This is a genomic window from Nonlabens dokdonensis DSW-6 (assembly GCF_000332115.1).
Lineage (GTDB): Bacteria > Bacteroidota > Bacteroidia > Flavobacteriales > Flavobacteriaceae > Nonlabens > Nonlabens dokdonensis.
Genome location: NC_020156.1, coordinates 2,437,966 through 2,464,132, shown reverse-complemented (window position 1 = coordinate 2,464,132; position 26,167 = coordinate 2,437,966). Strand labels below are relative to the sequence as shown.

Here is a 26,167-nt window from a genome sequence, read left to right as displayed (position 1 = left end):
AATCAAAAGGGGCGGAATTAATTCCGCCCCTTTTGATTTTGTGTATAAATTCCTTTCTGATTATCTACTCCTCAACAGGAACTGCAAACAGATCAAAATCTTCAGCTTCGGTAATTTTTACATTAACAAAAGAACCAACTGATAAGTAATGTTGCTCAGCATTGATCAGGACTTCATTATCTACATCTGGACTATCAAACTCCGTACGACCTACAAAATGGTTACCACGTTTGCGATCAATCATCACTCTAAACTCTTGACCTATCTTCTGCTGGTTCAATTCCCAAGAAATTTGCGATTGAATTTCCATGATCTCATTAGCACGTTCTTGCTTTACCTCAGCAGGAACATCATCTTCTAGCTTGTAAGCATGAGTATTTTCTTCATGCGAATACGTAAAACATCCCATTCGCTCAAAACGCTGGTCTTTTACCCATTGCTTTAAGATTTCAAAATCTTCTTCTGTTTCTCCTGGATAACCTACGATTAGAGTCGTACGTATCGCCATTTCAGGAACAAGTGTTCTGAATTTTTCTAGAAGAGCGTTGGTTTTTTCAAATGTAGTACCACGACGCATAGACTTCAAAACTGGTGTAGATATATGCTGCAATGGAATATCTAGATAATTACACACCTTAGGCTCGCTCTTCATTACATCGAGAACATCTAACGGGAAACCTGTTGGGAACGCATAATGCATTCTGATCCATTCGATTCCTTCTACTTTTGCCAGCTCGCGCAATAACTCAGCTAGTCTTCTTTCTTTATATAAATCAAGACCGTAATAAGTCAAGTCTTGTGCGATAAGAATCAATTCTTTGACACCATTTGCAGCAAGCTTTTCAGCTTCTATGACTAAATGTTCAATAGGTGTGCTTTTATGTCCACCACGCATTAAAGGGATCGCGCAAAAAGAACAAGGTCTATCACAACCTTCGGCAATTTTAAAATACGCATAGTTCTTAGGTGTAGTCGTTACTCGTTCACCTATCAGCTCGTGCTTATAATCGGCACCTAGAGCTTTTAAAAGTGATGGTAATTCTGTCGTACCAAAATACTGGTCTACATCTGGAATTTCTTTTTGAAGATCTGGCTTGTATCGTTCAGATAAACAACCTGAAACAAACACCTGATCTACCTCACCATTTTGCTTACGTTCTACAAAATCAAGAATCGTATTCACAGATTCTTCCTTTGCGTTATCGATAAAACCGCAAGTGTTGATCACCACGATATTACCTTCTTCCTCATGCACAACATCCTTACCACTAGCCTTCAACTGGCCCATCAGCACCTCGCTATCGTACACATTCTTAGAACAACCTAAAGTTATTACGTTGATCTTATTCTTTTTTCTCGTTTTTGTTCTCATAAGCGGCTGCAAATTTACGACTTAGTGATGTTAAAATGGTTGTTTTTATCTCGCTTTCGCGAAAGCAGAACACTTATCCACCTATTCATTAAAACTAACAGCTAGAAATCAATTAACTTTAATGCAAGTTTGCAATGAAGATCCTTACCAAGATGGAGAAAAATGAAAACGTATTATACTACGATACAATCGCAAAAGACTATGACAAGTCTCGGTTTGCCAATTCTTACGGAGATTTTATCCACCGACAAGAAATTACGTTTTTTGATACTTTTATAGGTAAGGAAGAACTAGAAAACCATTTGGATTTAGGTTGTGGAACTGGAAGATTTCTGGATTATGCAAATCACGGTATCGATCCTAGCGATAAAATGCTGGCAGTTGCCAAAGAAAAACATCCTGAAAAAGAATTACAAGTCGCGAGTGGAACAGCCACCAGATATGAAAACGAACGTTTTGAAAAAATCTATTCCTTTCATGTGATGATGCATCTGGATAAAGAAGTGATTCAAGGAATCATCAAAGAATCGCATCGCATTTTAAAAACTGGAGGTCAATTGATTTTTGATTTCCCATCTCAAAAAAGGCGAAAACTAATTCATTATAAAGCAGCCAACTGGCATGGTGCAACGAGTCTGGATCTTGCTGATATGGAAAAACTCGCTGGAAATCTTTTTACGATTATGTATTCTCAAGGTTTTCTATTTCTACCTATTCATAAATTCCCAGTTAGTACTCGTAAATGGTTTTACGGAATCGATCAATTGTTATGTCGCAGTTTTTTAAAGTCTTACAGTAGTTATATTGCGGTAATTCTTGAGAAAAAATGATACGCAAACTCGTTCCAAAATCATTAAAATTACAATGGCAACTCTTTAAAAGAGCTCGTAGTGATAAGCAGTCTGGATTTTATAAAAACCTAGGTGCTCACAAAGGAAATACTTCAAGTTTTCATCATAAAGTTAGCGTTACTCAACCTATTAAAAACAACGCTGGAGCGATTAATAAAATCCATAACATTAAATTATCTTACCAGCAAATGGAACATTTGATCATACAATCAGGAGAATACTTTTCTTATTGGCATGTCGTTCCAGCTCCTATCGCAAAAAACGGATTCAAGAAAGGTCGCAACTTGCTCGCTGGGAAATTACAAGAAGATTATGGTGGTGGTTTGTGTCAACTTTCTGGAATGCTATATATCGCTGCACTTAAAGCTGGATTAGAAATCACAGAGCGACACCATCATTCTATAGATATCTACACAGAAGAAACTCGTTACACTCCTTTAGGAAGCGACGCAACGGTTGTTTATGGCTATAAGGACTTGCGATTTACTAACAATTTGAATCAGGCTATAAGTATAGAGTTAGAGTTTAAAGAGAATTCATTAACACTTCATTTAATAAGTGATCAGCCTTTTGTGGAGCAAGAAATAAGTTGGAACCTTGTTTCTCAAACAGATTTTAAAGTGGTAGAAACTAGGAATAGTAATGGTGAGGTTTTGGGAGTTTCTAGGTATAGGGTATAGTTTTGAAATCAAATCATCTATTTGTTTGTTAAAAGTAATAACTCCTTTCCTTGGCAAAGGAAAGGTGGGCAAAGCGAGCGGTAGCGAGCTTTGGTCGGAAAGGATCGGTGCGGTAATTTGTTTAATTATACAATTCTTAAACAATTTTAAGCCAATTTTTCAGTCTACTTAAATCAAAGGTTTACTCATTCTAATTATCTAATGATCCTAACTTTGCTTAAATTTAAATTTCCGAACAAATTTTAATGAATCAATTTTTAGTCCTTTTAAGTTTTTTAGTCAGTAGTTTTTGTTTTTCACAAAGAACAATTACTGGAACTGTCTCTGGTCCTGATGGTGAAACTTTATTAGGAGTAACCATTTCGATAAAAGGAACAGGCTTTTTTACTTACACAGATTTTGATGGTAAGTATTCTATAGAGGCATTACCAGAAGATATTTTAATATTTAATATAGGTTATGAACCTACAGAAGTTAAAGTAGGTAATCAAGGAGTCATTAATTTAGATTTTAGTAAAGTACCTCATAAAAGAACTGTCACCGGAGTAGTTAGTGATTCAGATGATGTTCTTTTAGGGGCAACTGTCGTGGTAAAAGGAACAAGCGTTTTTGCAGAGACCGACTTTGATGGAAACTATTCTTTAGAGGCAAGTCCAGAAGATGTTTTGGTGTTTTCATATACTGGGTATGATCCTCAAGAGATCGTTGTAGGTAATAAAAAGGTTATCAATGTAACATTGACTTCAGACTTAATCCTTTGCTACTTTCCCTATGTACCACAAAATCAAATTTATTTACAATATGGCATAAATTACAAAACTTGGGGTGCTTATTATAAGAATAACTCTAATTTTCTAAATTCTTCAATTGAGATAAGCTATGCTACAGATTTTGAAAATAATAGTCAAACTGCAGTAGCTCTTGAAAAAAGAATATATTTCACTAATAACTTTAGTATGAAAATAAAAGCCTCAACTGAAAATGCAGACTTTGATAATATGCAATATCATTCTTATAAACTCCAATCTGAGAAAGACATCGCATTATTTGGATCCTATGACTTCCTTAAGCTACAATTAATAGGCGGTTATCTGAATTATAAAGGCAAACTTGATTTTGAAAATTATGGTTACGGCATTGGTATAGAGAAAAAAATCACCAGATTTTTAAATGTTGAAGCTAATTATATTAATTGGAATAAAGTTGAAGAATATAACCTGAGAATGAATTATAGGTGGCGATCATGGAATATCACAGGAAACTACAAACACCTATCCGATTATGAAGAGTTTCAATTAGGACTAGGTTATAACTTTTACTTCTAAAATTTTTAAAAGTCTCAAAACAAGAAAAAAACCATTTAAGATTTGACATGCCAACTATTCGTGTTGGCATCGTCTGAATCTAATCTCGATGCTAGAATATAAAAAGTTGTTTTATTAGGCCTAAAATTAATCAGGAAAAATTTCAAGATCGCGACAGGCGACCAAACATGCCAAGAAAAATACTTGGCATGTTGGTTTCTGTTTTTTTTTCTAGAAACACAAAAGATTCTAAAACTTCCTAAAACTCTTAAACCCTTTCTTCACACCAGCTTTTACTGATAGCGGCAAATGATTTTCTTTAGGTGGTATCGGGCAAGAAAATCTTTTACTGTAAGCACAATAAGGATTGTATGTATTATTAAAGTTGAGCACTACCTTTTCACTTAAAGGTGATCTCAATTCCATATAACGACCTATATCATAGGATCCTTGTCCATTAGTCTCATCAGTAAAATATACCGATAAATAATTGTAATATTCTGGATCATCTTTTAAATCTGGACTTGATAATACCAGCAGTTTACATTTCTTTCCTTTTAAAGAAAAATGTAAATAACCATATTTTACATAAGAAGCAATGCGAGTGGTAGAAGTTTCCAACTTTAATTCTTCGGTATTGTCTAGTGGTTCAAATCGTGCTTCTACGACAAAATCTGGATCAAAATCGTAAAAATTTAAGTATCCGAAGTTCTTTTTCTCCCTAGCAGTGAGCACATTGTTTTCTCCAGATTTGTATTCCTGAGATAATTTCTGACGGTAATCTATTGATTCTTTCTTATAATCTTGAGCAACAACTGCTGTTGAGGTAATTAAAAAGACAGCTAAAAAAATATACTTCATCATAGAATTGTAAATCATTATATAATTTATTTAAATCAGGAAACGGTCGTAGTCAAGCCCCAAATATACTCTGCAATCTCATTATAATAAAACCGAGAAAATGCTACTAAAACCGCGCACACTAATGCAACTATCCAGTGAAACTTCTTTTTTAAAACACTCCAACCACTTATTGCCAATACAATCAAATGAACTGCTGCCATAAAGTAAATAGGATCATACGCATTTTGAGGAGTCAACGGATTCTCATCTAACGGATTTACAAATAATTGCACAATTATTACGCAAAGGTAAAACGCAGCATAAATCGCGATGATCTTTGTGATCAAAGCAATATTTTTACTGTTGAGAATAGGTGGTTTATTATCTTCCAAGGTCGTTTATTATAATATTTCTAGACTTTTTTAGTCTCTATATTCTTCTGGCATTACTCGATGCTTACTAATTTTCTCATAAAGATAAGCCCATGTAAATAGCAGTTTATCCTCTTCGTTAGGTGCTATAAAAGTAAGTCCATAAGGCTCTCCAGATTCATCATAACCCATAGGAACTGTCATTGCAGGAAAAAATGCTACCGCTGCAGCTCCTGCTGTGTAATTATTTATAGAAACAAAACCACTTAGATCATGTTGCTTGATAAGCTTATCAAAGTATTCTTGAGCTGTTGCCGTCATCGCTGTTTTAAATTTCCATAATTCTTCTTCAGTAAGTGAAGGTTCATCTATTATACCTTGAAATAATTTCTGACCATAAGGCATGGATTTCAAAGAGTCTTTTTTATTCCATTCCATAACTTTCTCAACGTCCCAACCACGATATTTTGAATCAGACTGCCCAGCAAAATAAGCCGGAAGATCGTTTTTCATATCTAAATTTAATAGTTTCAGAAAACCGTTTAATTGCGGTCGTGTATCGTCCAGCTCAATTAAAATCGCACCTTCTTCCTCTAGATCAGAAAGTGCTTTTGCATACAATTTATTTTCTTTGAATGACGTCCACACTCCAAAACGAACTCCTTCAAGCGTTCCGTTTTCAAAATCATTTGTTCCGTAACTGTCGATTACCTCATAAGGAGCTCCTAGAGCACGACTTAGAATTGCATTGTCCATAACGTTTTTAGTCATAGGTCCTGCCGTATCTAAATAACTTGAAATAGGAACAATTCCTATCCCACTAAAAGTTCCTGTAGACGGCTTATAACCTACAACGCTATTTTGAGAAGAAGGTGATAAGATAGACCCAGAAGTCTCAGAACCTATCGCAGCTACAGCAAAATTTGCAGCAACACTTACTCCACTACCACTACTCGATCCACCAGTATCGATAGTTCTTCTTCCATAAGGGTTTAAGGTCTGTCCTCCTACCGCGCTATAACCACTCGGGCAATCGCCACAGAAGAAATATGCCCATTCACTTAAGTTAGCTTTTCCTAATATAATAGCTCCATCCTGCTTTAAACTTGCTACTATTTTTGCGTCTGGTGTTGCAGTATTTTCTAACAATACAGCTGCTCCTGCAGTCGTAGGCATGTCAACCGTATTGATATTATCCTTTAATAAAATAGGCATTCCACGCAAAGTATATAAAGGAATTTGCCCACCTTGGGATTTTAAATAAGCCAGGTCGTCATCGGCTTGAGAGGCTTGTTTTAAGGCATTCGAATTAATAGAAATAACTGCATTAAGAGATTTAGGATTCTCTCTATCGTAGGTGTAAATTCTCTTTAAATAAAATAAGGTAAGTTCTCGATAAGTCAACTTCCCACTTGCAACAGCTTCCTGAATATCTGGTATACTTTGTTCTAGAATAAGGCTTTTTAAGTTATCGCTTTCGCGAAAGCGGACTACTTCTTCCAGCAAATTACCAAAAATCTGATCCTTTTCTAAATACTGAGAATCTAACACCTTGAATTCTCTAAAATCGTCTGATGCAGGTTTAACGCTTGTGTCAGAAGTTTTACAAGCTAAAAATAAAAACGGTAAAAAAAGTAGTAGCCTTTTCATGAATTAAATTTCCCTAAAAATAAAACTCTCGCAGATATAATAAGCTATCTGCGAGAGTTTAAATTTACTATGAAGTAGGTTCTAATTAAAAAAACTGTCTACAAACTCGACTTTATTAAAAACTTGCAAGTCCTCAATTCCTTCACCTACACCTATATATCTAACTGGAATCTGAAATTGATCAGAAATACCGATGACTACGCCACCTTTTGCAGTACCGTCTAGTTTTGTGACTGCTAGACTAGTTACTTCTGTAGTCGCGGTAAACTGCTTTGCTTGTTCAAAAGCGTTTTGTCCAGTAGAGCCGTCAAGAACTAACATTACGTCGTGAGGTGCGTTAGGAATGACTTTTTGCATCACTCTTTTGATCTTAGACAACTCATTCATCAAATTAACTTTGTTGTGTAAGCGACCTGCAGTATCGAGAAGAACTACGTCAGCATTTTGAGCTACAGCGCTTTGTAAAGTGTCAAAAGCTACACTGGCTGGATCGCTTCCCATGGCTTGTTTTACAATCTCTACACCTACACGGTTTGCCCAAATATCTAACTGATCTACCGCTGCGGCTCTAAAGGTATCTCCAGCACCTAAAACTACTTTTTTACCTGCCTTTTTAAGTTGATGTGCTAGTTTACCTATTGTAGTTGTTTTACCGACGCCGTTCACTCCTACGATCATAATCACATACGGCCCGTCAATTTCAGGAATTGTAAACTCCGTAGCGTTGCCATGGTTCACCTCACTCATCAATCCTGCGATTTCTTCTCGTAGAATGGCATCAAGCTCAGAAGTACCTAAGTATTTATCTCTCGCAACACGTTCTTCAATACGGTCAATTATTTTTACAGTAGTGGCTACACCTACGTCACTGGATATAAGTACATCTTCAAGATCATCAAGAACATCTGCATCTACGGTAGATTTTCCCGCAACAGCTTTACCTAACTTGTCAAAGAAACTTGATTTAGACTTTTCTAGTCCTTTATCTAAGGTTTCTTTTTTTTCTTTTGAAAATATTTTTTTAAAAAAACTCATGGTTTAATTGGAATAAATACAAAAATAGGAAAGTTAAAGTTGATAACGACTATGGAATGAGTTTAAGGCGAGATAAGAACAAAAACAAAACGAAAAATAAAATAAATCTACATTACCATCCTATCGAAGAACATGCGGTAAACTAAAATGAAAGCTCAGAAAAACAATCAGCAGATTCCATATAAATTTAGAACTGGCTTTCTTTTCTATGAATCTAGAACCTCATCCCAAGTTTTCTAGAATGACGAATTGAGAAATTATGAGCATATTCTTGATAATTATAGGAACTAGCTATCACTTATCGAAGCGTGTATTTTGTACTACATTTTTCAAAAATAAGTGCATAAAAAAACGTCTTGCGATAAGGCAAGACGTTTTTTACGTTCTAATTAATCAACTTATTTTTTATTCAAAAAGTCGTTTACTTGATCTGGCGCCATGATAGCACTTACAAATGTATAAGCTCCAGTTTTAGGAGACTTTACCATTTTTATTGCCTTTGTTAATCTTACATTTCCCGTTTGAAGGGATGCGATGGATTTCTTTGCCATGTCTTAATTATTTAATTTCTTTATGAACAGTCATACGCTTTAAAACCGGATTGAATTTTTTAAGTTCAAGACGATCTGGCGTATTTTTTTTATTTTTTGTAGTAATGTAACGAGACATTCCTGGCATTCCAGATTCTTTGTGCTCTGTACATTGAAGAATCACTTGTATTCTATTTCCTTTACTTTTTGCCATCTTATATAACTTTTAGAAAATTACTTAGTTAGGTAGCCCTTTTGACGAGCTTCTTTTACTACTTGAGTAATTCCTTTTTTATTGACGTTTTTTATTGCTCTAGCAGACACCTTCAAAGTAACCCACTTATCTTCTTCTGGTAAATAGAATTTCTTCTTAAATAAGTTTACGTTAAATCTACGCTTCGTCTTATTCATAGAAAAGGAAACATTGTTTCCTGTCATCGCTTTTTTTCCAGTAAGTTCACAAACTCGAGACATGATTATTGTTGTTTAAAATCGGAATGCAAAATAACGATAATTAATTTGATCTCACAAGCCTAAATTGCAGGCTTTTTTAATAATTCTTTTTGCAAGAGCTCAAAAGACTTATTTACCGTCTTTTGAATCACTCGTTCTCGATGATTTCCCATCATAAACTTCATTGCAAAACTCTCACTTTCAGTAGCAACTCCTATAAAAACAGTTCCTACTGTGGCATCACTATCGCCTTTTGATGGACCAGCATTTCCTGTGGTAGCAATTGCATAATCTGATTTAAATTTTTTCTTTGCTGCAACAGCCATCGCTTCGGCAACTTGCTCGCTAACGACAGAATGCTCAGTAATAAGCGCTTCATCAACACCTAAAATATCAATCTTAGACTGAGTTGCATACGTAATTGTGCTGCCTTTAAAAAAAGCAGAAGCTCCTGGAATCTCTGTGATTAAATTGGCAATTTTCCCACCGGTACAGCTCTCGGCCGTAGCAAGTGTTTTATTTTGCTCTTTAAATAATCGACTAACTTGATCAACAAGACTTTCGTTGTTACTTTCTCCTACAATAATGTCGGTGATTAATGTATAAAGTTCTTTGATCTGGTCGTCTACTTCTTTTTCTACGATACTCTTATCTGTCCCAAAAGTTGACAAGCGCAAGCGCACCGTTCCTAAACTAGGTAGATAAGCCAGTTTGATATGGCTAGGCAGCTGGTTTTCCCAGTTTTCTATACGAGTTGCAATAGTACTTTCTCCTTGTCCAGCAGTGAGAATCGTTCTATGATGAATATATGGTAAATCAGGATTCGTCAGAATTCTAGGAATAACACCATTAGTCATGATTTCCTTCATTTCAAAGGGAACTCCAGGCATAGAAACAAAAACCACATCATTACGTTCCAGCCACATTCCTGGAGCTGTTCCATAACTGTTTTTTATCACCTCAGCTTTTGAAGGAATAAGTGCTTGAGCCTTATTCATATCTACCATAGGATCTTTTACATACTTAGCAAATAACTGCGTCACATGCTCCAATACTTGCTGATCTAAAACCAGCTCATCATCAAAATATTCACAAATAGTCGCCTTGGTAACATCGTCTTTTGTAGGTCCTAAACCGCCAGTTATCAGCACGATGTCTGATTGTGATTCCGCTTTCGCGAAAGCGGATAGAATATGATCCTTGTCGTCATTAATAGTTATAATTTCAAATACGTGAACACCTATCTTATTTAATTCTTGCGCCATCCACGCAGAATTTGTGTCGACGATTTGACCTATCAGAATCTCGTCACCAATGGTTATAATAGTTGCCTTCATCTAAAAATCTCTTTTGAGTTCTATAAGAGTATTTTCTAATTCTTGATGTAGTATCATAAAATCTTCATTGATATCTTTTTGAATGTCTTCTTTACCCCATATCTCAAGATTGTGAGCATGCTCATGACTTTTCAATCCAAATAATTCTAATGAAGGTTTCATCTTGTGAGCAAAGCGATGAACGTTTACTCTGTCTTCTTCCACAACTGCGGCTGCAAGTCTTTCTAAATCGACAGGCATTTCTTTAACGAAAGTATCCACCATCATTTTTATAAAATCAGGATCGTTATCAGAAATATTTTTGATTTGAGATAAATCGTAGGTCATTTTTTTCATTTGACCTTGATTTCAAACATTTCTTGACCGTTGAGAACTCCTTTCAATACGTCGTTCTCTTCTACTCTAGAAACACCAGCTGGCGTTCCTGTAAATATTAAGTCTCCTATTTTAAGAGTAAAGTACTGAGATACGTAAGCAATGATTTCATCAATTTTCCAAAGCATCAGGGACGTATTCCCATCTTGCTGTAGCTGGTCATTTTTAAATAGTTGAAAATCCAAAGCGTCTAATGCTGGTAATTCTTTTTTATCAATAAAATCTCTAGAAACAACAGCAGCACCGTCAAATGCTTTAGCTTTTTCCCATGGCAAACCTTTAGATTTTAATTTTTGTTGTAAATCTCTCGCAGTAAAATCAATTCCTAAACCGATCTCATCATAATACTTATGAGCAAATTTCTGATCGATATGTTTTCCTATACGATTAATTTTCACAACCACTTCTACCTCATGGTGCACGTCATCACTCCATGGCGGAATGAAAAACGGTTGTTTGTGTAACAATATAGAAGTATCTGGTTTCAAGAAAACAACTGGATCTTCTGGACGCTCGTTTGCGAGTTCTTTTATATGATCGGTATAATTGCGACCTATGCAAATAATTTTCATAGTCTATCTACTGTAGTTAGGAGCTTCTTTAGTAATGGTAACATCATGAGGATGACTCTCCATCATTCCAGCAGAGGTTATTTTAATAAACTGCGCTGTGTTTTTAAGTGTCTCAATATCTTTTGCACCGCAATATCCCATTCCTGCTCTCAAACCACCTAAGAATTGAGTCATACTCTCTACTAAATCTCCTTTATATGGTACACGACCTACAATACCTTCTGGAACTAATTTTTTAATATCATCTTCTACATCTTGAAAATAACGGTCTTTAGAACCGTGCTGCATTGCTTCTACAGAACCCATTCCTCTGTAGGATTTGAATTTACGCCCATCATAAATAATAGTTTCGCCTGGAGATTCTGTAGTACCTGCAAGCATAGAACCTAACATAACACAGTCTGCCCCAGCAGCAATAGCTTTAGGGATATCTCCTGTGTAACGTATTCCACCATCAGCAATTACTGGAACTCCAGTACCTTTTAAGGCATGCGCTGCTTCCATGATAGCACTCAATTGTGGAAAACCTACTCCGGCAACAACTCGAGTAGTACAAATAGACCCAGGTCCTATTCCCACCTTAACGGCGTCAGCACCAGCATCAGCTAAGTACTTTGCAGCCTCAGCAGTGGCCACATTTCCTACCACTACTTCTAATTCTGGAAAATTCTTTTTAACGAGTTTTAAAACATCTACAACACCTTTAGTATGTCCATGAGCAGTATCGATGACAACAGCATCAACTCCTGCTGCAACGAGAGCTCCTGCTCTTTCTACGGCATCACCAGTTACTCCTATGGCTGCTGCAACACGCAAACGACCATATTGATCTTTGTTTGCATTAGGCTGTAAGGTTAATTTTGTAATATCTCTAAATGTGATCAATCCTTCTAGCTTACCATCTTCATCGACTACAAGTAATTTTTCAATCTTATGTTTCTGTAAGATGATCTCAGCTTGTTGTAGTGAAGTTCCCGCTTTTGCAGTAACAAGATTCTCTGATGTCATTACCTCTGTTACTGATCTCGCATTATCTTTTTCAAAACGCAAATCACGATTTGTGATAATACCCTTAATGTAGCCATCTTGATCGATGATAGGAATTCCTCCTATTCCGTGCTCTCGCATGCTAGCTTTGGCATCGCCTATAGTAGCTTTTTCAGTTAAGGTTACTGGATCGATAATCATACCACTTTCTGCACGCTTTACACGACGCACTTTTTGAGCTTGAGCTTCAATGGTCATGTTTTTATGTAGAATACCTATTCCGCCTTCTTGTGCCATAGCTATCGCCATGCGACTTTCTGTAACCGTATCCATTGCGGCAGATATTACTGGAGCGTTGAGCGTGATGTTTTTGGTAAATTTTGTTTTGATACTTACTTCTCTAGGAAGCACCTCGCTATAAGCTGGTACTAGAAGTACATCGTCGTAGGTTAAACCTTCACCTAAAAATTTGGAGTCGTGGGAGATCATGCAATAAAATTTTATTGCATGCAAAGATACCTCTTTAATTCTTGACCTTTATTTCAATAATTCTTAATTATTTGACAAAGAAAAATTTACTATTGCATTTGATTTATAAACTTGAATTAATGATTTACTAATTAGAGTTTCCTTAAGTAATTTCTTTTTGCTTTGCTATTACTTTTGAGTATGACTCTAACTGCTCAACAAATTGAAGAATGTCTGACTGAACCAGAAGCAGCAGCACATCTAGCAGATCTTGTATATATTCAAGATCAACATCTATCCATACACCGCAAAAAATACGGAAGAGGTTTTACTTATCTAATAGATAATAAAACAAGGTTAAGTGATAAAAATCAATTAAAACGCATCAAGTCTTTGGTGATTCCTCCAGCATGGGAAAAAGTAAGGATAAGTAAAATCCCTAATGGACACCTTCAGGTAGTAGGCCGCGATGAAAAAGGAAGAAAAGTCTATTTATATCATGACATTTGGTCGCTACTGCGCAATCAAACTAAGTTTTTTAAAATGTCCGCTTTCGCGAAAGCGTTACCTAAAATTAGAAAAAGACTGCATCAAGATCTTGATCAAGATCGAATGACCAAAGAAAAATGTCTGGCTTTAGTTTTATCCATCATGGATGAAACCTACATAAGAGTAGGAAATCAATATTATGCAGACAAGAACAAAACTTACGGACTCTCCACCTTAAGAATGAAGCATGTAGACGATAGTAACAATAAAATCCAATTCTCATTTACCGGTAAGAAAGGTGTGTCTCAAAATACAACTATAGACGATCCTGAGTTAGTAGAATTAATTCAAGAATGTGAAGGGATTCCAGGATGGGAATTATTTCAATATCTTGACGAGAAAGGAGATCATCATTCTATAGATAGCACGATGATTAACGAGTACATGCATGAGATCGCAGGAGATATTTTCAGCGCAAAGGATTTTAGAACATGGGGCGCAACTAGAGAATTTTTCTTAAAAATGGTTGAACTTCCTGAACCGAAAACTGCTAAAGAAAGAGAAAAGAATATTTTACAAGGTTACGATACTGCCGCCGAAGCTTTAGGAAATACAAGGTCTGTCTGTAAACAGTATTATGTGCATCCTCAACTACCTAATGTCTATGCAGAAGACCAATTTGCACCCTATAGAGAAAGTTACAAAAACTACACAGACACCGACTTATTTGCGGCATCTGAAAAATGTGTTCAAGAAATTATTGATCAGTTTGAGATTGAATTTGCCACAGATACAAATGTTTCTTAACCATTATATAGTGTAACTATTATGGAGTAGTAATCTCAACATCTTTATTAAACTCTAATAACTTTTCTACAAATGAATCATTTGTTTCTGGACTTATATATATTTCTTGAAAGTCTTTGTATTTTATTATCAAGCCTTTTCTAGCAGTAGCAGGTTTAATACCAGACCATAAGCTTTTGCCTTTTATAACTTTTCTTATACTATCTGTTGAGATCGAGCCTCTTATCAAACCACTTTTGTACTTGAGCGACGTCTCTGTTAATTCATAACTAGTATCAAAATAGACCCATAACAAATAAGCAACGACTAGAACACCTACAATATCACCCAATAAAAATGCTCCAAACAAAGGTGTATCAGAGGTTATTCTCATAAAAACCACCACACACAAAATCATACTTACACCAAAAGTCACTAGCTGGAACAATGGATCTTTACGACTGTTGAATTTCATTTTATATGATTTTAATCATTACCATTTATAAATTATAATGTCGTCACCATCTAATGTGGTCAAGTAGCGACTTTTAGATTGCGCCACCTCGCTTTTAGTTTTCCCATATACTGGAAAATAAGGTAAAATCTCTCCTTTACGATCAAATATGTAAACGCGGTTTTCTCCTGTTTCCACTAGGTGAATAAAATCACCACTTTTTAAATGAGAAACCTGAGCAGGTAAGTAGCTACCGTATGGTAAATCATGCTCTTCTCCATTTATAATTAAGTCGTTATTATACTGGATCACTACTGTTTTATCGCTTGCACTCAGCAAACATTCTTCACCGTAAGTAGTAACGGTTTTAAGTTTCCCTGTTCCTAAATTAATCTCAATATAGTCACCTTTAGCCGTTAGAGCAACAACTTTATTCTTATGGGAAAACAGCTCACTTTTCAGATCAATTTTCTCATTGATTGTAGTTCTAGGTTTTCCTGTTCTATTCAAAATAGATAGTGTCTGATCCGCTTTCGCGAAAGCGATATAATCCTTTGTTCCTACTCTAAAATGTTTAGGCTGTGAAGTAATTGCAGCTCCTTTTTTATACTGAAACCCTTTTACTTCCTTTCCATCTCTATCAAACATGGTCAACTGATTATTTTGTGTTACTAGAAAACGATAATTGCGTTTTTTATCATAATCAAAAACACTTACAGGCTGAGTGATAGGATCTTTAAATGTTTTAGGATAGGTGTTGACATCCTTTCCGTTTCTGTCAATGAAATAAAGGGATTTAGTTGTGGTAAGCACCATTTGCTTACGGCCGTTTTTATAGGCATCAGTAACTTCTATGGCTCCTAAAATAGGTCCATCAAGGGCTTTGCTCCATAGTTTTTTACCTGTATCGCTCAAAAGGTGAAGTTTAAAACTTTCATCTTGAAAAGCCACGTCGTGTTTTTTATTCAGATGATTTGGAAATAAAAAGGGACCTGTAATAATTTTAGTAGGTGATTTATAGGTTCCTATCTGGCTTACCATTTGCCCAGTCGATGCACTATTTACCTGCGGAATGACAAAATGATAATGCGCATACTCATCTTCATGTACAAACTGACTAATCAATAAAGGATACTCGCTTTCATTGATTTTATTAATCAACTTTACATCATCACTGCTCGCTGTCTCTGCGGTACGTTTTAATTCTTTAGTGCTGGTTATTTTTAATAAGCTACTGCTACTGCTCATATCTTTCATAGCTTCCTGCCACCAATCTTGCTTTCCAAGCACCGTGTTATTTTGGAAATTTGAAATGAACTCTTCTGGAGCAGTAGGACTACTAGACAATATTAAATGCTGACCTAAAACAGTGACAAATCGATATTCTTTTGCTTGAATTAATGGTTTTAAGTCACTAGTTTTAATAGGCTCATCCAGTTCATAAACGGTTTGATCACGATAGGTAAACTTTGCAGTCGAAAGACTATCTAAATTTAAAAATATCGCTTCATAAGGTTTCAGTGTAAAAACTAAAGCTTGAGTTTTCTCCAGAGCAATTTCGGTCATCTCTTGGGTGTTATCAAGTATGTCCTGTAATTGCGTTCCTATTTTAATTTCTTTGCTGTGGAATCGTTTTAGGTTATCTATTAATTGAGTAGGATTTTTATAAGTAACAGATTTTAAAATATTTAAACTTGTAGGCGCAATTTCTTGAATCTGATTTTCGACCGCTTTGATTTGATTGTACAAGTCGTGGTCCATTTTCAGACTATCCTTATAAGTGATAACTCCATCCATTTGAAAATGACTGTCAGATGGTCTTAATTCCAGTTGATACCATAAAGCGTGGTTGCCATTATCGTTTATATTTCTACCTAATAAAAACTGTTCCAGCCATTTTTTCTCACTTGCTTTTACGTAAAATGTAGTGCCGTTATTAGTTCGTTTATAGATTTCTTTAAATCCGTCGTCAAAGATATAGTCGTCAATATTTCTTCTTATCAAACTCTCAATCACTAATCTAGAACTACTGGCAAGGTGTGCTCCATTGTGATTTAAAGAGTAATACGTCTGCGCATCAGTAGCGTGCTTATTGATTTTGGCGTTATTGTAGTCTATAGTAGTATTTACTTTAGTGGAGTCTACACGTTGTTCTATAGGTGCTGTGATGAGTGTGATAACTACTTCATTCTTGCCTTCTATACTTAAAGCGATCAATGATTCCTCATCAACGTCATAATTACTGAGAAAAGAGCTGGCTTTCTCTATCTCTTCTAGTCTTGACAACCCATCTAACTGCTCATACCATTGATTACCTTTTATGAGTTGACCTAAATCATTCAGGTCATCAGTATGAATAATAATTTTAGAATCAGTAGGAATGCGATTGATCAAATCCTTATTTACTCCAGGATTTTCTTCACAACTCCATAAAGTTAAAGCAATTAGAATAACGGAAAAAAGTGGACGCATTGAATTCATTTTAAACCACAAAAGTAATAAGTTACTTTCTCTAATCCTTAAAATAAACAACTACTTATACATCTAATTTTAACTGTGTAGGAAGTAATTTAAAAGTGGTGCGATGATATGGTGTTGCACCATATTTTCTTATCGCAGCACGATGTTTTCTTGTTGGGTATCCTTGATTATTCTCCCAGTCATATTCAGGATGTTCTACAGCTATACGAGACATAAAATCATCTCGATAAGTTTTAGCAAGAACTGAAGCTGCCGCAATATGCAAGTATTTTCCGTCACCTTTTATTACAGTCGTCGCAGGAATATCCTTGTAAGGATTAAATTTATTACCGTCAACGGCGATATGCTCTGGACGTATTTTCAACCCATCGATCGCTTGATGCATGGCAAGAATACTCGCCTGTAAAATATTGATTTCGTCTATCTTTTCCATCATCACGTGCGATACATGATAATCCAGCGCTTGCTCCTCTATCAAAGTTCTAAGTTCGTATCTCCGCTTTCGCGAAAGCTTCTTACTATCATCTAACAATACCGATTCAAAATCTTGCGGCAATATGACAGCCGCCGCAGTAACTGGACCAGATAAACAGCCACGACCAGCCTCATCTGTACCACATTCTATTATATTTTTATGAATTTGATTTAAAAGCATTTTCTAAAATAATAAAATAACTTGATGATTTTCATGTTTCAAAATGGTCAAATGATCTCCATTTAAAGTCCTTTCCGCTGGAATGGATTTAGGATAGGCCGAATTTGATTTAAAAGCATTTTCAAAAGTACATAATAGCTGTGCTTTAAAATCGTTTAAATGGTTACTTTTGAATTCTGTTTTGCAGCCTTGTTTATGAATCGACTTTTTATATTAATATTTTGTTTGCCATTATTCCTTTTTTCGCAAGAAAGATTGCGTAATGAACTGACTACCGATCCTGACCAGCGACTGCAAACTAATAAAGAAGTAAACGTAGAAGGAGAGAAACCTCCCATTACAGATTATCTTATCATTTCTCAAAAACGAGACACAACACATGTGGACACTACGCTCACCATAGCAAAAGACTTTAAATTCAACTACCTGCGTAGAGATGACTTTGAATTAATGCCATTTCATAACGTAGGACAACCTTATAATCAGCTCGGTAAATCCTTTGATCTAGAATTGCTTTCTCCTAGATTAGGAGCAAGAGCGAGGCATCAAAACTATTATGAAATAAATGATGTCATGGATTACTATGTCCCGACACCATTGAGTGATTTGTATTTTAAGACAGCAGTAAATCAAGGCCAGCAACTAGAAGCGCTTTTTACCACAAATCTTTCTCCCCAATTCAATTTTTCCATAAGCTACAAAGGTGTACGTAGTGCAGGAGATTATGTAAATACACTTACTAGTTCAGGTAATTTTAAATTTACTTCTAACTATACTTCAAAAAACAATCGTTACAGACTAAGACTCCATACGGTTTTTCAGGATCATTTAAATCAAGAAAATGGTGGTATAGAAGCTACTTCTCTTCAGGGATTTATAGATGATGATGAAAATTTTGACAATCGTGGAAGAATAGAACCTAATCTTACCGATGCAGAAAGTATCCTTGATGGAAGACGCTTTTATATAGATCATGATTATGAAATCATAGGTGACAAAGACAGCACAACCTATTACAGCGGTCGTGTATATAACAAGGCCTACTATGAAGATAAATTTTATGAATTTAACCAGAGTACTGCAGACGAAGCTTTTCTAGGTGAAGCATTCATATCTTCTGGATTAAGGGATAAAACTAATCTAGAAGAAGGAATGATAGAGGCTGGTGTTTCTTATGATCACCATATTCTAGGTTTTTACAAAGCTGGAATCGCAAGACATAAATATAATTATGGTTATGACCGAGTGATCAATCAAGCTGGTGGCGTAATCACTAACCGATTGATAGGAGAATTATATCAATTTAAAGCACAATTTGAAAAACGCATCGGTAAATTTGATGTTACTGCAAATGGTGGCGTTAATGTCGCAGGAGATCTTGATGGTCAGTTTCTAAATGGGCAAGCCTCTTATGATTTTAAAGATATGAGTGTAACCGCTGGACTAGCTATAAGTTCTCGGGCTCCTGACTTTAATTACCTCTTACATCAAAGCGATTACATTAATTACAACTGGCAAAACAACTTTAATAATATTGAAAAACAAGAGCTAAGTTTTAAGCTAGATTCCGAACGTTTTTTAAATGCTGAAGTGACCTTTACCACCATTCAAGATCATGTCTATTTTGCTCAAAGTCTAGTATTAGATACCAATAATGAAATAACCGGTTACAACTCTACTCCAGTTCAAACCAGTGATGACATTACTTACCTTAAAGTAAAGCTCAATAAAGACATTAAGTTTCTAAAGTATTTCGGTTGGGACAATACGGTCATGTATCAAAACGTGACTCAATCAGAAGATATTCTTAACGTTCCTGATTTTACGGCAAGAACTACGGTGTATTATAAAAACCGACTATTTAAAAAAGCCCTTCTTTTACAAACCGGGATTACTGCAAAGTACTTTACAGAATATTTTATGGACGGCTATGATCCAGTGCTCGGTGAGTTCTATTCTCAAAACACAGATGAGTTAGGTGGCTTTCCTTTAATTGATCTGTTTGTAAATGCCAAAATCAGACAAACAAGAATCTTCTTTAAGTTAGAACACGCTAACCGTATTTTTTCAAGCAATACAGATTACTTCAGCGCACCGCGCAATCCCTACCGAGATTTCACCATTCGTTTTGGTCTGGTATGGAATTTCTTTTTGTAGGATTAGTGTTCTCATTTTCAACTAAAAGACTAACTTTATGGTTATGAAAAAGGGAATTCAAGATTTAGCATATCTAATCAAACAAGCAAAAGACAATAATGAACCAAAACCCATTGTCTTTTTAGGGGCTGGAGCATCAGTTTCAGGTGGAATTCCTTTGGCAAATGGTATAATAGAAAGAATACTAAAAGATTTTAAAGATAAGCCAGCTATAATAAATTTATCTCCTGATAAAAAAAATAATTATTATGAATTAATGACCGCTCTCAATGCAAAGGAGAGACGTAAATTATTCCAAGACTACATAGAAGAAGCAAAAGTGAATACGGCGCATATTTATTTAGCTCAATTAGTCAAATTAGGATATATAGATTATGTTCTTACAGTAAACTTCGATGACTTATTGTTGAGAGCTTGTGGATTATTTAATTACACTATGCCTACTTATGACATTTCTAATTTAAACGAATTTACCACTACAACTTTTCAAAAAGAATCCATCACCTATCTGCATGGACAGCATTATGGAGAATGGTTATTGAACGCAAAAGGAGAACTAGAGAAAGTAAAAGACAGAATTCCTTTACTCCTTAATAAAATTTGTCATGATAGGACATTTATAATAGTAGGTTATAGTGGTGAAGACGAAGTTTTTGATAGTATTAAAGAATTTGCAAGTTTTGATAATGAATTATTTTGGGTAAACTATCTAAACAATAATGCAGCGGATATCGTTCAAAATGAGCTACTGAACATTAGTACAAAAAACGCCCATTCCATTTCAGGTTATGATGCAGACACCTTTTTTCTAGACTTGCATTCTAAATTAGGACTACCGACTCCTGAAATCATAGATAAACCTTTTTCCTTTTTAAAATCTATGATGCGAGAAATTAAAATGCCAGAAGAAATTGATGTGATTGAAGATCACAAAGATTTATACAAAGGTTTGTCCGAACGTATGGAAATAAGCAACTCCTGGATCGATGAGGCTATAAATGATATTCAAGAAAAAGATTCTGTTAAAAAATTTAAACAAGAAATAATAGAAGCCTATGTAAAAGAAAAATTTGAAGAAAACGAAGGCGCTTTTTTAGAAAAAATCAAATTATCCAAATTTAAAAATGCAAAACCAGAACTTTCAGATTTCTATGTAAATTGGGGTTATAAATTACACGAATCAATTCAAAGAAGTAAAGATTATTCTATGATTGATTTAGTATATGAAAAATATAAAAAAGCAATAGAATTAAACCATAAAAGTGAATTAGCTCATTACAACTATGGAACGCTGCTTCTAGGTATTGCAAAACTTAATCAAGATGAATTAAAATTTAAAGAAAGTTTTATTCAATTTGAAAAAGCTCTTAATTTAAACGGTAGCAATATTTCATCGTTTATAAACTACGGCATTGCACTTTCGGACCTCGCTAAATTTAAGCAAGAAGAATCTTTGTTCGAAAAAAGTTTTATTCAATATGAAAAAGCTATTGAATTAAATCCTAAAAATTATTCAGTTTATAACAATTATGGAATTGCGCTTTCAGAATTAGCAAATCTTAAACAAAATGAGACTTTGTTTGAAAAATGTTTAATTCAATATGAAAAAGCTATTGAGTTAAACCCAAAACAACACTCAACTTATTTCAACTATGGGAATGCAATTTCAGATTTAGCAGAGCTTAATAAAGATTTAACCCTGTTCAGAAAAAGTTTTGATCAATATGAAAAGGCTATTGAATTAAATCCCGAGTACGAATTAGCTTATGATAATTATACTTCTACTCTTTTAATAATGTTTCATATTTTTAAATTTGAATATTTAGAAGAAATGGAGATTAATTTAAAAAAAGCAAAGGCTTTAGCAGAAAAAACTGTTAATTTAGGTGGCTCATCATATAATTTATCATGCATATATTCTTTATTAAAAGAAAAAAACAAAGCTTTAAAACATTTAAAAAAGTCATTATCCAAAGGCCAAATTGATAAAGACCACGTTTTAAAAGATCAAGACTGGAAACACTATAAAGAAGATCCTGACTTTATTGAGTTAATGGAAAAATATTGATCCCTACCGCGACTTTACCATTCGTTTTGGTCTGGTATGGAATTTCTTTTTGTAGTCTATTTCTTAAAATTTTCTCTTACGCATACTATGTTTTAATCAATGTTTAACGATTAGAGTTGTTTCATGTTAAACCAAAGTGAAAGTTATTATTTAAAAAAACCGTCATTACCCTGTCTACGTTAATAGAGTAAATTAACGTAAACCTTTTTTATGAAAACTAAAATTTTAAGTATTAGCATGGCGTTTTGTGCGCTGATTTTCACATCTTGTGATAGTGATGACGACAATAACAATTTGCCAGATAATTCCCGAGCAGAGCTTTATGCAACAAGTGTTTCTAATGGAGACATAACTGTATACAATTTTGCAAACAATGCCGAAGTAACAACTTTGACAACAGCTTCAACATCAAATGAAGGTATTCAATACGACGCCTCTTCAGATGAACTTTACGTAGCTTCTCGTTCTTCTTTAAGATTGAACAGTTATGTAAACGTAGAATCATTTTTAACAGGTGGATTATCTGCTGTAGTTGGTGTTAATGGTTCTGTAGATTTTAATAGCCCAAGAGCATTAGCCGTTAGTGGTAACTCTATTGTAGTTGCAGATAATGGAACAAACGCTTTCTATGTATATACACGTACCGCAAGCGGACTTTCTTTGAGAAATCAATTTGATGTAAACTTTGCCGTTTGGGGTGTAGAATTTATAGGGAACGATTTATATGCAGTAGTAGATCAAACTGGAGACCTCGCAATCTTCAATAATTTCCTATCAAATACAACTAGTGGTACATTAACAGCTAGTAAAAGAATTACTATAGAAGGAATTGTGAGAACACATGGTATCGCATACGACGCGACAGACGATGTACTTATCATGACAGATATAGGTGCAGCTTCTGGTGCTGGCAGTGATACAGATGGCGGTTTTCATATCATCAATAACGCTACAAGTAATATTGCAGCAGTTGCAGATGGTGGAACCTTAGCTATTGCTGGAATACAAACTAGAGTTGCTGGTGCCGCAACACTTATGGGTAACCCAATTGATGTAACCTATGATACGAGCACAAACACAGTAATTATTGCAGAAATTGCTAACGGTGGTGGACGCGTATTAGGATTTAACAATGTAGGATCTGGTGGAAATATATCTCCCTCGATAAATAATACTCTTGCTGGAGCAAGCTCTGTAGATTTCTATTTAAGAAACTAAAAACACTTCTTTTGAAAATGATAAAAGCTGCCTCCATGGCAGCTTTTTTTATTACTTATCTTTTCCTTAACATAACATGTTTTATCTTTGGATCGTGCGTAAATATCAAAACATCATCGTCTCATTCTTGTTGTTGCTATTTGTAGCGGCTCAAGCGTCTATTATACATGAGTTTTCTCATCAAGACGACGCGCAAGATTGTGAGATCTGTTTAGTTGCTCACGATTTTCAATCTATTTCTTATGATATTGCTCCAGCAATTGATGCGCCTTATCAGGTAAGTCCTCCTATAAAAAAAGAGATTGCTATTGATATCGCTTTCGCGAAAGCGGAATCCCAACCTACCATTCATACTACACGGCCGCCGCCACTTTCTTAATTAAATTTGTAAGACGATATTTTATTTGGTGTATTTCATGTTTTTATAATATTCTCAAGAACGAGATATTTTGAAAACAGATTTTTAATTACGCTTTATGTATCAAAATATTAATTACAAAAATTACCGATCCAGCTGGAGTGACCTGCTCCGTTCCTAAAAGTAATTTAATTATCAAATATGTTTACTAAACATTTGGTAGCAATAGCTTTATTAATAAGCTTTTGTTACAGTAATGCACAGACATGTGATATCACCCTTAAAGGGAAAATCACTGATTTTCATGATGCGCAACCTCTTGAACTAGCACAAATTTATGTGGTACAGTTGCAAAAAACCTACATCTCAAAGGCCGATGGCACTTATGAGATCAATGGATTATGCTCTGGCACCTATGACTTGAGCGTTTCTCATTACGATTGTGACACAAAAAAACTTAGCGTTCAATTAGAAGCTGATAAGATCGTTGACATTAAACTAGAACACCATATTAGCGATCTTGATGAAGTTCGTGTAATTGCAGATGTTCATGATAATCATTCCAGCACTCAGTCCAGTACCAGAATTAAGTCTGAAACTATAGAAAAATTCAGTGGTGCCTCATTAGGTGATGCGCTGGCAACTGTTCAAGGAGTAACCTCTCTTAAAACAGGAAATAGTGTTGTAAAACCAGTTATTCATGGACTTTACGGTAGTCGTGTAGCAATCGTAAACGACGGTTTGAGACAGCAAGATCAAGAATGGGGCGTAGAACATGCTCCTAATATTGATGTGAATTCGGCAAATAATATCGAAGTGATCAAAGGAGCTAGTGCATTGAGATATGGAGGTGATGCGATAGGCGGTACGATAGTCATCGAGCCATCACGAGTGATTTCTAAAGACACATTGATGGGTCGAGCCATCCTTCAAGGTCAGACTAATGGCCGTGGAGGAAGCGCAACTGCTACTGTAAATAATTACCGTAATTCAGGCTGGTATCAACAAGCAACTCTTACCTATAAAAGGTTGGGAGACTTTGAGTCACCAGATTATATACTCAGCAATACAGGAAGTGAGACAGCTGCGTTTAATGCTGCTTTAGGATTTAAGAAGTTTGAATATGGAGCAAGTCTTAAATATTCTTTTTACGATACAGAAATAGGAATTTTACGCGCCTCTCACATAGGTAACGCTGCAGACCTTGTTACCAGCATCAACTCCGGGCAACCTACGATTATAAATGATTTTACCTATGATGTAGACGCTCCTAAACAAGCTGTTCAACATCATGGCATCCAGTTCAATACGTATAGGAGATTTGCAGGTTTAGGAAAACTAGACGTAGACTATGCCTTTCAGTTTAATAATAGAAAAGAATTTGACATACGTCGAGGTGATAATGCTGGCAGAGCTTCTCTAGACATTGACTTACAAACTCATACGATAGCTGGTCACTTGTTAATCGACTCACTAGAAGACTTTACCGTGCAAATAGGCACTGACGCCATGTACCAACTCAATAGTCCAGATGCAGCCACAGGAGTACGCCGTCTCATACCAGATTACACGGCTTATAGATTAGGTGGTTTTACAAGTGCTTTATATGAGCCAAATGAAAAGTGGATCCTCGATGCTGGCGTTCGTTTTGATTATTATCAAATCGATGCCGATAAATTTTACTTGCAAAGTCGTTGGGAAGATTTAGGTTACGACACTCAGTATCCACAATTTGAAGTGAATGAGCAAGGAAATCAGATTCTTACAAATCCAGTTTTGGATTACAATTTGCTTGCGTTTACCGCTGGAGCAAAATACTTTTTCAGCGATCATTACGATCTAGGGATTAATCTAAGTGCAGCAAATAGAGCTCCTAATCCAAGCGAACTTTTTAGCGATGGATTGCACCACGCTCTTGCCACTATTGAATTAGGAAGTCTGGATCTTGAAAAGGAACAGTCGTTTAAAATCAATACTAATTTTCACGTGCAGGAAGGCAAGTTTGATTTTGAAGTAAATCCCTATTTAAATCGTGTTCAAAACTTCATACAATTGATCCCTACAGGCGTGGAAACCACAAATCGTGGTGCGTTCCCTGTTTTTGAATATGAGCAAGTTAATGCCCTTCTTTATGGAATAGATGCTCATGCTACTTATGATTTCTATACCAGAAAGCCTTCTAAAGAAATGAAATCTAATCCTAATGAGATTATCTATAACCTTAAAAAACTGATCTCCCTATCGACTAGCTTTTCTTATATACATGGAACTGACACATCTAATGATCAGGCGCTTATTGACATGCCACCTGTACAAATTCAAAATGACGTCATTTGGCACGACGTGGCTGATACTGGAATTAATTTTCAACTTACACATCAATATGTGTGGCAACAAAACAGATTCCCTGATAACGATTACGAAGTTCTTGTCCCACTTGATGATGGAACGTTTGAAAATCGTACCGTTCAAATATCTCAGACTCCAGAGGCTTACAGTTTGTGGAATGCTGGTATAAGTTACGCTTTCGCGAAAGCGAAATTATCAATAACCTCTAACAACATATTTAATACCTCTTATCGCAACTATCTCAATAGACAGCGCTTTTATGCTGATGAAGTAGGTCGCGACATACAAGTTCAATTTATTTATAACCTTTAATTTTTAACCTTA

24 protein-coding genes are annotated in these 26,167 nt (G+C 35.3%); 9 read left to right on the top strand and 15 right to left on the bottom strand.

All coding sequences use genetic code 11. The annotated features are described in order from the left end of the window. Positions 1-64: 64 nt before the first annotated feature. Positions 65-1,372, bottom strand: coding sequence for a 30S ribosomal protein S12 methylthiotransferase RimO (gene rimO / locus DDD_RS10755; protein WP_015362883.1), 1,308 nt, complete (start codon positions 1,370-1,372; stop codon positions 65-67). Between the two features lie 134 nt (positions 1,373-1,506). Between rimO and DDD_RS10750 the strand changes: the two genes are divergently transcribed. The 3 genes from DDD_RS10750 to DDD_RS10740 all read left to right on the top strand — a co-directional run bounded on the left by DDD_RS10750 (position 1,507) and on the right by DDD_RS10740 (position 4,228). Continuing rightward, positions 1,507-2,202: a class I SAM-dependent methyltransferase gene (locus tag DDD_RS10750; protein WP_111474692.1), complete on the top strand. Its 696-nt coding sequence runs from the start codon at positions 1,507-1,509 to the stop codon at positions 2,200-2,202. Continuing rightward, entirely contained in the window at positions 2,199-2,903 is a 705-nt protein-coding gene (locus DDD_RS10745; protein ID WP_015362881.1) for a VanW family protein, read from the top strand. Before DDD_RS10750 ends, DDD_RS10745 begins: the two co-directional genes overlap by 4 nt. Positions 2,904-3,148: 245 nt before the next feature. After that, positions 3,149-4,228, top strand: a complete 1,080-nt coding sequence (locus DDD_RS10740) for a carboxypeptidase-like regulatory domain-containing protein (RefSeq protein WP_015362880.1) — start codon at positions 3,149-3,151, stop codon at positions 4,226-4,228. A gap of 228 nt (positions 4,229-4,456) precedes the next feature. Here the strand turns inward: DDD_RS10740 and DDD_RS10735 are convergent, their stop codons facing one another. The 11 genes from DDD_RS10735 to guaB form a co-directional block, all read right to left on the bottom strand. Beyond that, positions 4,457-5,068 carry a DUF1684 domain-containing protein gene (locus DDD_RS10735; protein WP_158441685.1) on the bottom strand — a complete coding sequence of 204 codons (612 nt, stop codon included), beginning with the start codon at positions 5,066-5,068 and terminating at the stop codon, positions 4,457-4,459. 35 nt (positions 5,069-5,103) lie between these two features. After that, entirely contained in the window at positions 5,104-5,442 is a 339-nt protein-coding gene (locus DDD_RS10730; RefSeq protein WP_015362878.1) for a hypothetical protein, read from the bottom strand. Between the two features lie 30 nt (positions 5,443-5,472). After that, entirely contained in the window at positions 5,473-7,071 is a 1,599-nt protein-coding gene (locus tag DDD_RS10725; RefSeq protein WP_015362877.1) for an amidase family protein, read from the bottom strand. Positions 7,072-7,152: 81 nt separating this feature from the next. Next, positions 7,153-8,106: a signal recognition particle-docking protein FtsY gene (gene ftsY, locus DDD_RS10720; RefSeq protein ID WP_015362876.1), complete on the bottom strand. Its 954-nt coding sequence runs from the start codon at positions 8,104-8,106 to the stop codon at positions 7,153-7,155. Positions 8,107-8,504: 398 nt separating this feature from the next. After that, on the bottom strand, positions 8,505-8,657 hold the full coding sequence (locus tag DDD_RS17720) for a DUF4295 domain-containing protein (protein WP_015362875.1): 153 nt from the start codon (positions 8,655-8,657) through the stop codon (positions 8,505-8,507). 7 nt (positions 8,658-8,664) lie between these two features. Beyond that, complete coding sequence (gene rpmG / locus DDD_RS10715) at positions 8,665-8,850, bottom strand: 50S ribosomal protein L33 (protein ID WP_015362874.1); 186 nt, start codon at positions 8,848-8,850, stop codon at positions 8,665-8,667. A 20-nt stretch (positions 8,851-8,870) separates the two neighbouring features. Beyond that, on the bottom strand, positions 8,871-9,110 hold the full coding sequence (gene rpmB / locus DDD_RS10710) for a 50S ribosomal protein L28 (RefSeq protein ID WP_015362873.1): 240 nt from the start codon (positions 9,108-9,110) through the stop codon (positions 8,871-8,873). A 59-nt stretch (positions 9,111-9,169) separates the two neighbouring features. Further along, complete coding sequence (locus tag DDD_RS10705; protein ID WP_015362872.1) at positions 9,170-10,426, bottom strand: CinA family nicotinamide mononucleotide deamidase-related protein; 1,257 nt, start codon at positions 10,424-10,426, stop codon at positions 9,170-9,172. Then, positions 10,427-10,762 carry an Hpt domain-containing protein gene (locus tag DDD_RS10700; RefSeq protein WP_015362871.1) on the bottom strand — a complete coding sequence of 112 codons (336 nt, stop codon included), beginning with the start codon at positions 10,760-10,762 and terminating at the stop codon, positions 10,427-10,429. Next, positions 10,759-11,373 (bottom strand): fumarylacetoacetate hydrolase family protein, encoded by a 615-nt coding sequence (locus DDD_RS10695; protein ID WP_015362870.1) that lies wholly within the window; start codon positions 11,371-11,373, stop codon positions 10,759-10,761. Before DDD_RS10695 ends, DDD_RS10700 begins: the two co-directional genes overlap by 4 nt. Before the next feature lie 3 nt (positions 11,374-11,376). Further along, positions 11,377-12,849 (bottom strand): IMP dehydrogenase, encoded by a 1,473-nt coding sequence (guaB, locus tag DDD_RS10690; protein ID WP_015362869.1) that lies wholly within the window; start codon positions 12,847-12,849, stop codon positions 11,377-11,379. A 180-nt stretch (positions 12,850-13,029) separates the two neighbouring features. Here guaB and DDD_RS10685 point away from each other — a divergent pair, with 180 nt between their 5' ends. Further along, entirely contained in the window at positions 13,030-14,124 is a 1,095-nt protein-coding gene (locus tag DDD_RS10685) for a DNA topoisomerase IB (RefSeq protein WP_015362868.1), read from the top strand. Between the two features lie 19 nt (positions 14,125-14,143). On the opposite strand, the gene DDD_RS10680 is transcribed toward DDD_RS10685, so the two are convergent. From DDD_RS10680 to DDD_RS10670, 3 genes are all read right to left on the bottom strand, one after another. Next, on the bottom strand, positions 14,144-14,578 hold the full coding sequence (locus tag DDD_RS10680) for a PH domain-containing protein (RefSeq protein ID WP_015362867.1): 435 nt from the start codon (positions 14,576-14,578) through the stop codon (positions 14,144-14,146). 18 nt (positions 14,579-14,596) lie between these two features. After that, a complete protein-coding gene (locus DDD_RS10675) occupies positions 14,597-17,029 on the bottom strand; it encodes a PQQ-binding-like beta-propeller repeat protein (protein ID WP_015362866.1) in 2,433 nt (810 codons plus the stop codon). A 64-nt stretch (positions 17,030-17,093) separates the two neighbouring features. Next, positions 17,094-17,693, bottom strand: a complete 600-nt coding sequence (locus tag DDD_RS10670) for a ribonuclease HII (protein ID WP_015362865.1) — start codon at positions 17,691-17,693, stop codon at positions 17,094-17,096. 225 nt (positions 17,694-17,918) lie between these two features. Between DDD_RS10670 and DDD_RS10665 the strand changes: the two genes are divergently transcribed. From DDD_RS10665 to DDD_RS10645, 5 genes are all read left to right on the top strand, one after another. Beyond that, positions 17,919-19,850 (top strand): putative porin, encoded by a 1,932-nt coding sequence (locus DDD_RS10665; protein WP_201764093.1) that lies wholly within the window; start codon positions 17,919-17,921, stop codon positions 19,848-19,850. Positions 19,851-19,893: 43 nt separating this feature from the next. Beyond that, positions 19,894-21,918, top strand: a complete 2,025-nt coding sequence (locus DDD_RS10660) for a tetratricopeptide repeat protein (protein WP_158441684.1) — start codon at positions 19,894-19,896, stop codon at positions 21,916-21,918. A 210-nt stretch (positions 21,919-22,128) separates the two neighbouring features. Continuing rightward, a complete protein-coding gene (locus tag DDD_RS10655; RefSeq protein WP_041567103.1) occupies positions 22,129-23,136 on the top strand; it encodes a hypothetical protein in 1,008 nt (335 codons plus the stop codon). A 76-nt stretch (positions 23,137-23,212) separates the two neighbouring features. Continuing rightward, on the top strand, positions 23,213-23,515 hold the full coding sequence (locus DDD_RS10650; protein ID WP_015362861.1) for a hypothetical protein: 303 nt from the start codon (positions 23,213-23,215) through the stop codon (positions 23,513-23,515). A 180-nt stretch (positions 23,516-23,695) separates the two neighbouring features. After that, entirely contained in the window at positions 23,696-26,155 is a 2,460-nt protein-coding gene (locus tag DDD_RS10645; protein WP_041567102.1) for a TonB-dependent receptor, read from the top strand. Positions 26,156-26,167: the final 12 nt, after the last annotated feature.

Bases quoted from the DNA above. Each gene is read 5' to 3' on its own strand.
- rimO (WP_015362883.1), bottom strand. From the start codon at position 1,372: ATGAGAACAAAAACGAGAAAAAAGAATAAGATCAACGTAATAACTTTA.
- DDD_RS10750 (WP_111474692.1), top strand. From the start codon at position 1,507: ATGAAGATCCTTACCAAGATGGAGAAAAATGAAAACGTATTATACTAC.
- DDD_RS10745 (WP_015362881.1), top strand. From the start codon at position 2,199: ATGATACGCAAACTCGTTCCAAAATCATTAAAATTACAATGGCAACTC.
- DDD_RS10740 (WP_015362880.1), top strand. From the start codon at position 3,149: ATGAATCAATTTTTAGTCCTTTTAAGTTTTTTAGTCAGTAGTTTTTGT.
- DDD_RS10735 (WP_158441685.1), bottom strand. From the start codon at position 5,068: ATGAAGTATATTTTTTTAGCTGTCTTTTTAATTACCTCAACAGCAGTT.
- DDD_RS10725 (WP_015362877.1), bottom strand. From the start codon at position 7,071: ATGAAAAGGCTACTACTTTTTTTACCGTTTTTATTTTTAGCTTGTAAA.
- ftsY (WP_015362876.1), bottom strand. From the start codon at position 8,106: ATGAGTTTTTTTAAAAAAATATTTTCAAAAGAAAAAAAAGAAACCTTA.
- DDD_RS17720 (WP_015362875.1), bottom strand. From the start codon at position 8,657: ATGGCAAAGAAATCCATCGCATCCCTTCAAACGGGAAATGTAAGATTA.
- rpmG (WP_015362874.1), bottom strand. From the start codon at position 8,850: ATGGCAAAAAGTAAAGGAAATAGAATACAAGTGATTCTTCAATGTACA.
- rpmB (WP_015362873.1), bottom strand. From the start codon at position 9,110: ATGTCTCGAGTTTGTGAACTTACTGGAAAAAAAGCGATGACAGGAAAC.
- DDD_RS10705 (WP_015362872.1), bottom strand. From the start codon at position 10,426: ATGAAGGCAACTATTATAACCATTGGTGACGAGATTCTGATAGGTCAA.
- DDD_RS10700 (WP_015362871.1), bottom strand. From the start codon at position 10,762: ATGAAAAAAATGACCTACGATTTATCTCAAATCAAAAATATTTCTGAT.
- DDD_RS10695 (WP_015362870.1), bottom strand. From the start codon at position 11,373: ATGAAAATTATTTGCATAGGTCGCAATTATACCGATCATATAAAAGAA.
- guaB (WP_015362869.1), bottom strand. From the start codon at position 12,849: ATGATCTCCCACGACTCCAAATTTTTAGGTGAAGGTTTAACCTACGAC.
- DDD_RS10685 (WP_015362868.1), top strand. From the start codon at position 13,030: ATGACTCTAACTGCTCAACAAATTGAAGAATGTCTGACTGAACCAGAA.
- DDD_RS10680 (WP_015362867.1), bottom strand. From the start codon at position 14,578: ATGAAATTCAACAGTCGTAAAGATCCATTGTTCCAGCTAGTGACTTTT.
- DDD_RS10675 (WP_015362866.1), bottom strand. From the start codon at position 17,029: ATGCGTCCACTTTTTTCCGTTATTCTAATTGCTTTAACTTTATGGAGT.
- DDD_RS10670 (WP_015362865.1), bottom strand. From the start codon at position 17,693: ATGCTTTTAAATCAAATTCATAAAAATATAATAGAATGTGGTACAGAT.
- DDD_RS10660 (WP_158441684.1), top strand. From the start codon at position 19,894: ATGAAAAAGGGAATTCAAGATTTAGCATATCTAATCAAACAAGCAAAA.
- DDD_RS10655 (WP_041567103.1), top strand. From the start codon at position 22,129: ATGAAAACTAAAATTTTAAGTATTAGCATGGCGTTTTGTGCGCTGATT.
- DDD_RS10650 (WP_015362861.1), top strand. From the start codon at position 23,213: ATGTTTTATCTTTGGATCGTGCGTAAATATCAAAACATCATCGTCTCA.
- DDD_RS10645 (WP_041567102.1), top strand. From the start codon at position 23,696: ATGTTTACTAAACATTTGGTAGCAATAGCTTTATTAATAAGCTTTTGT.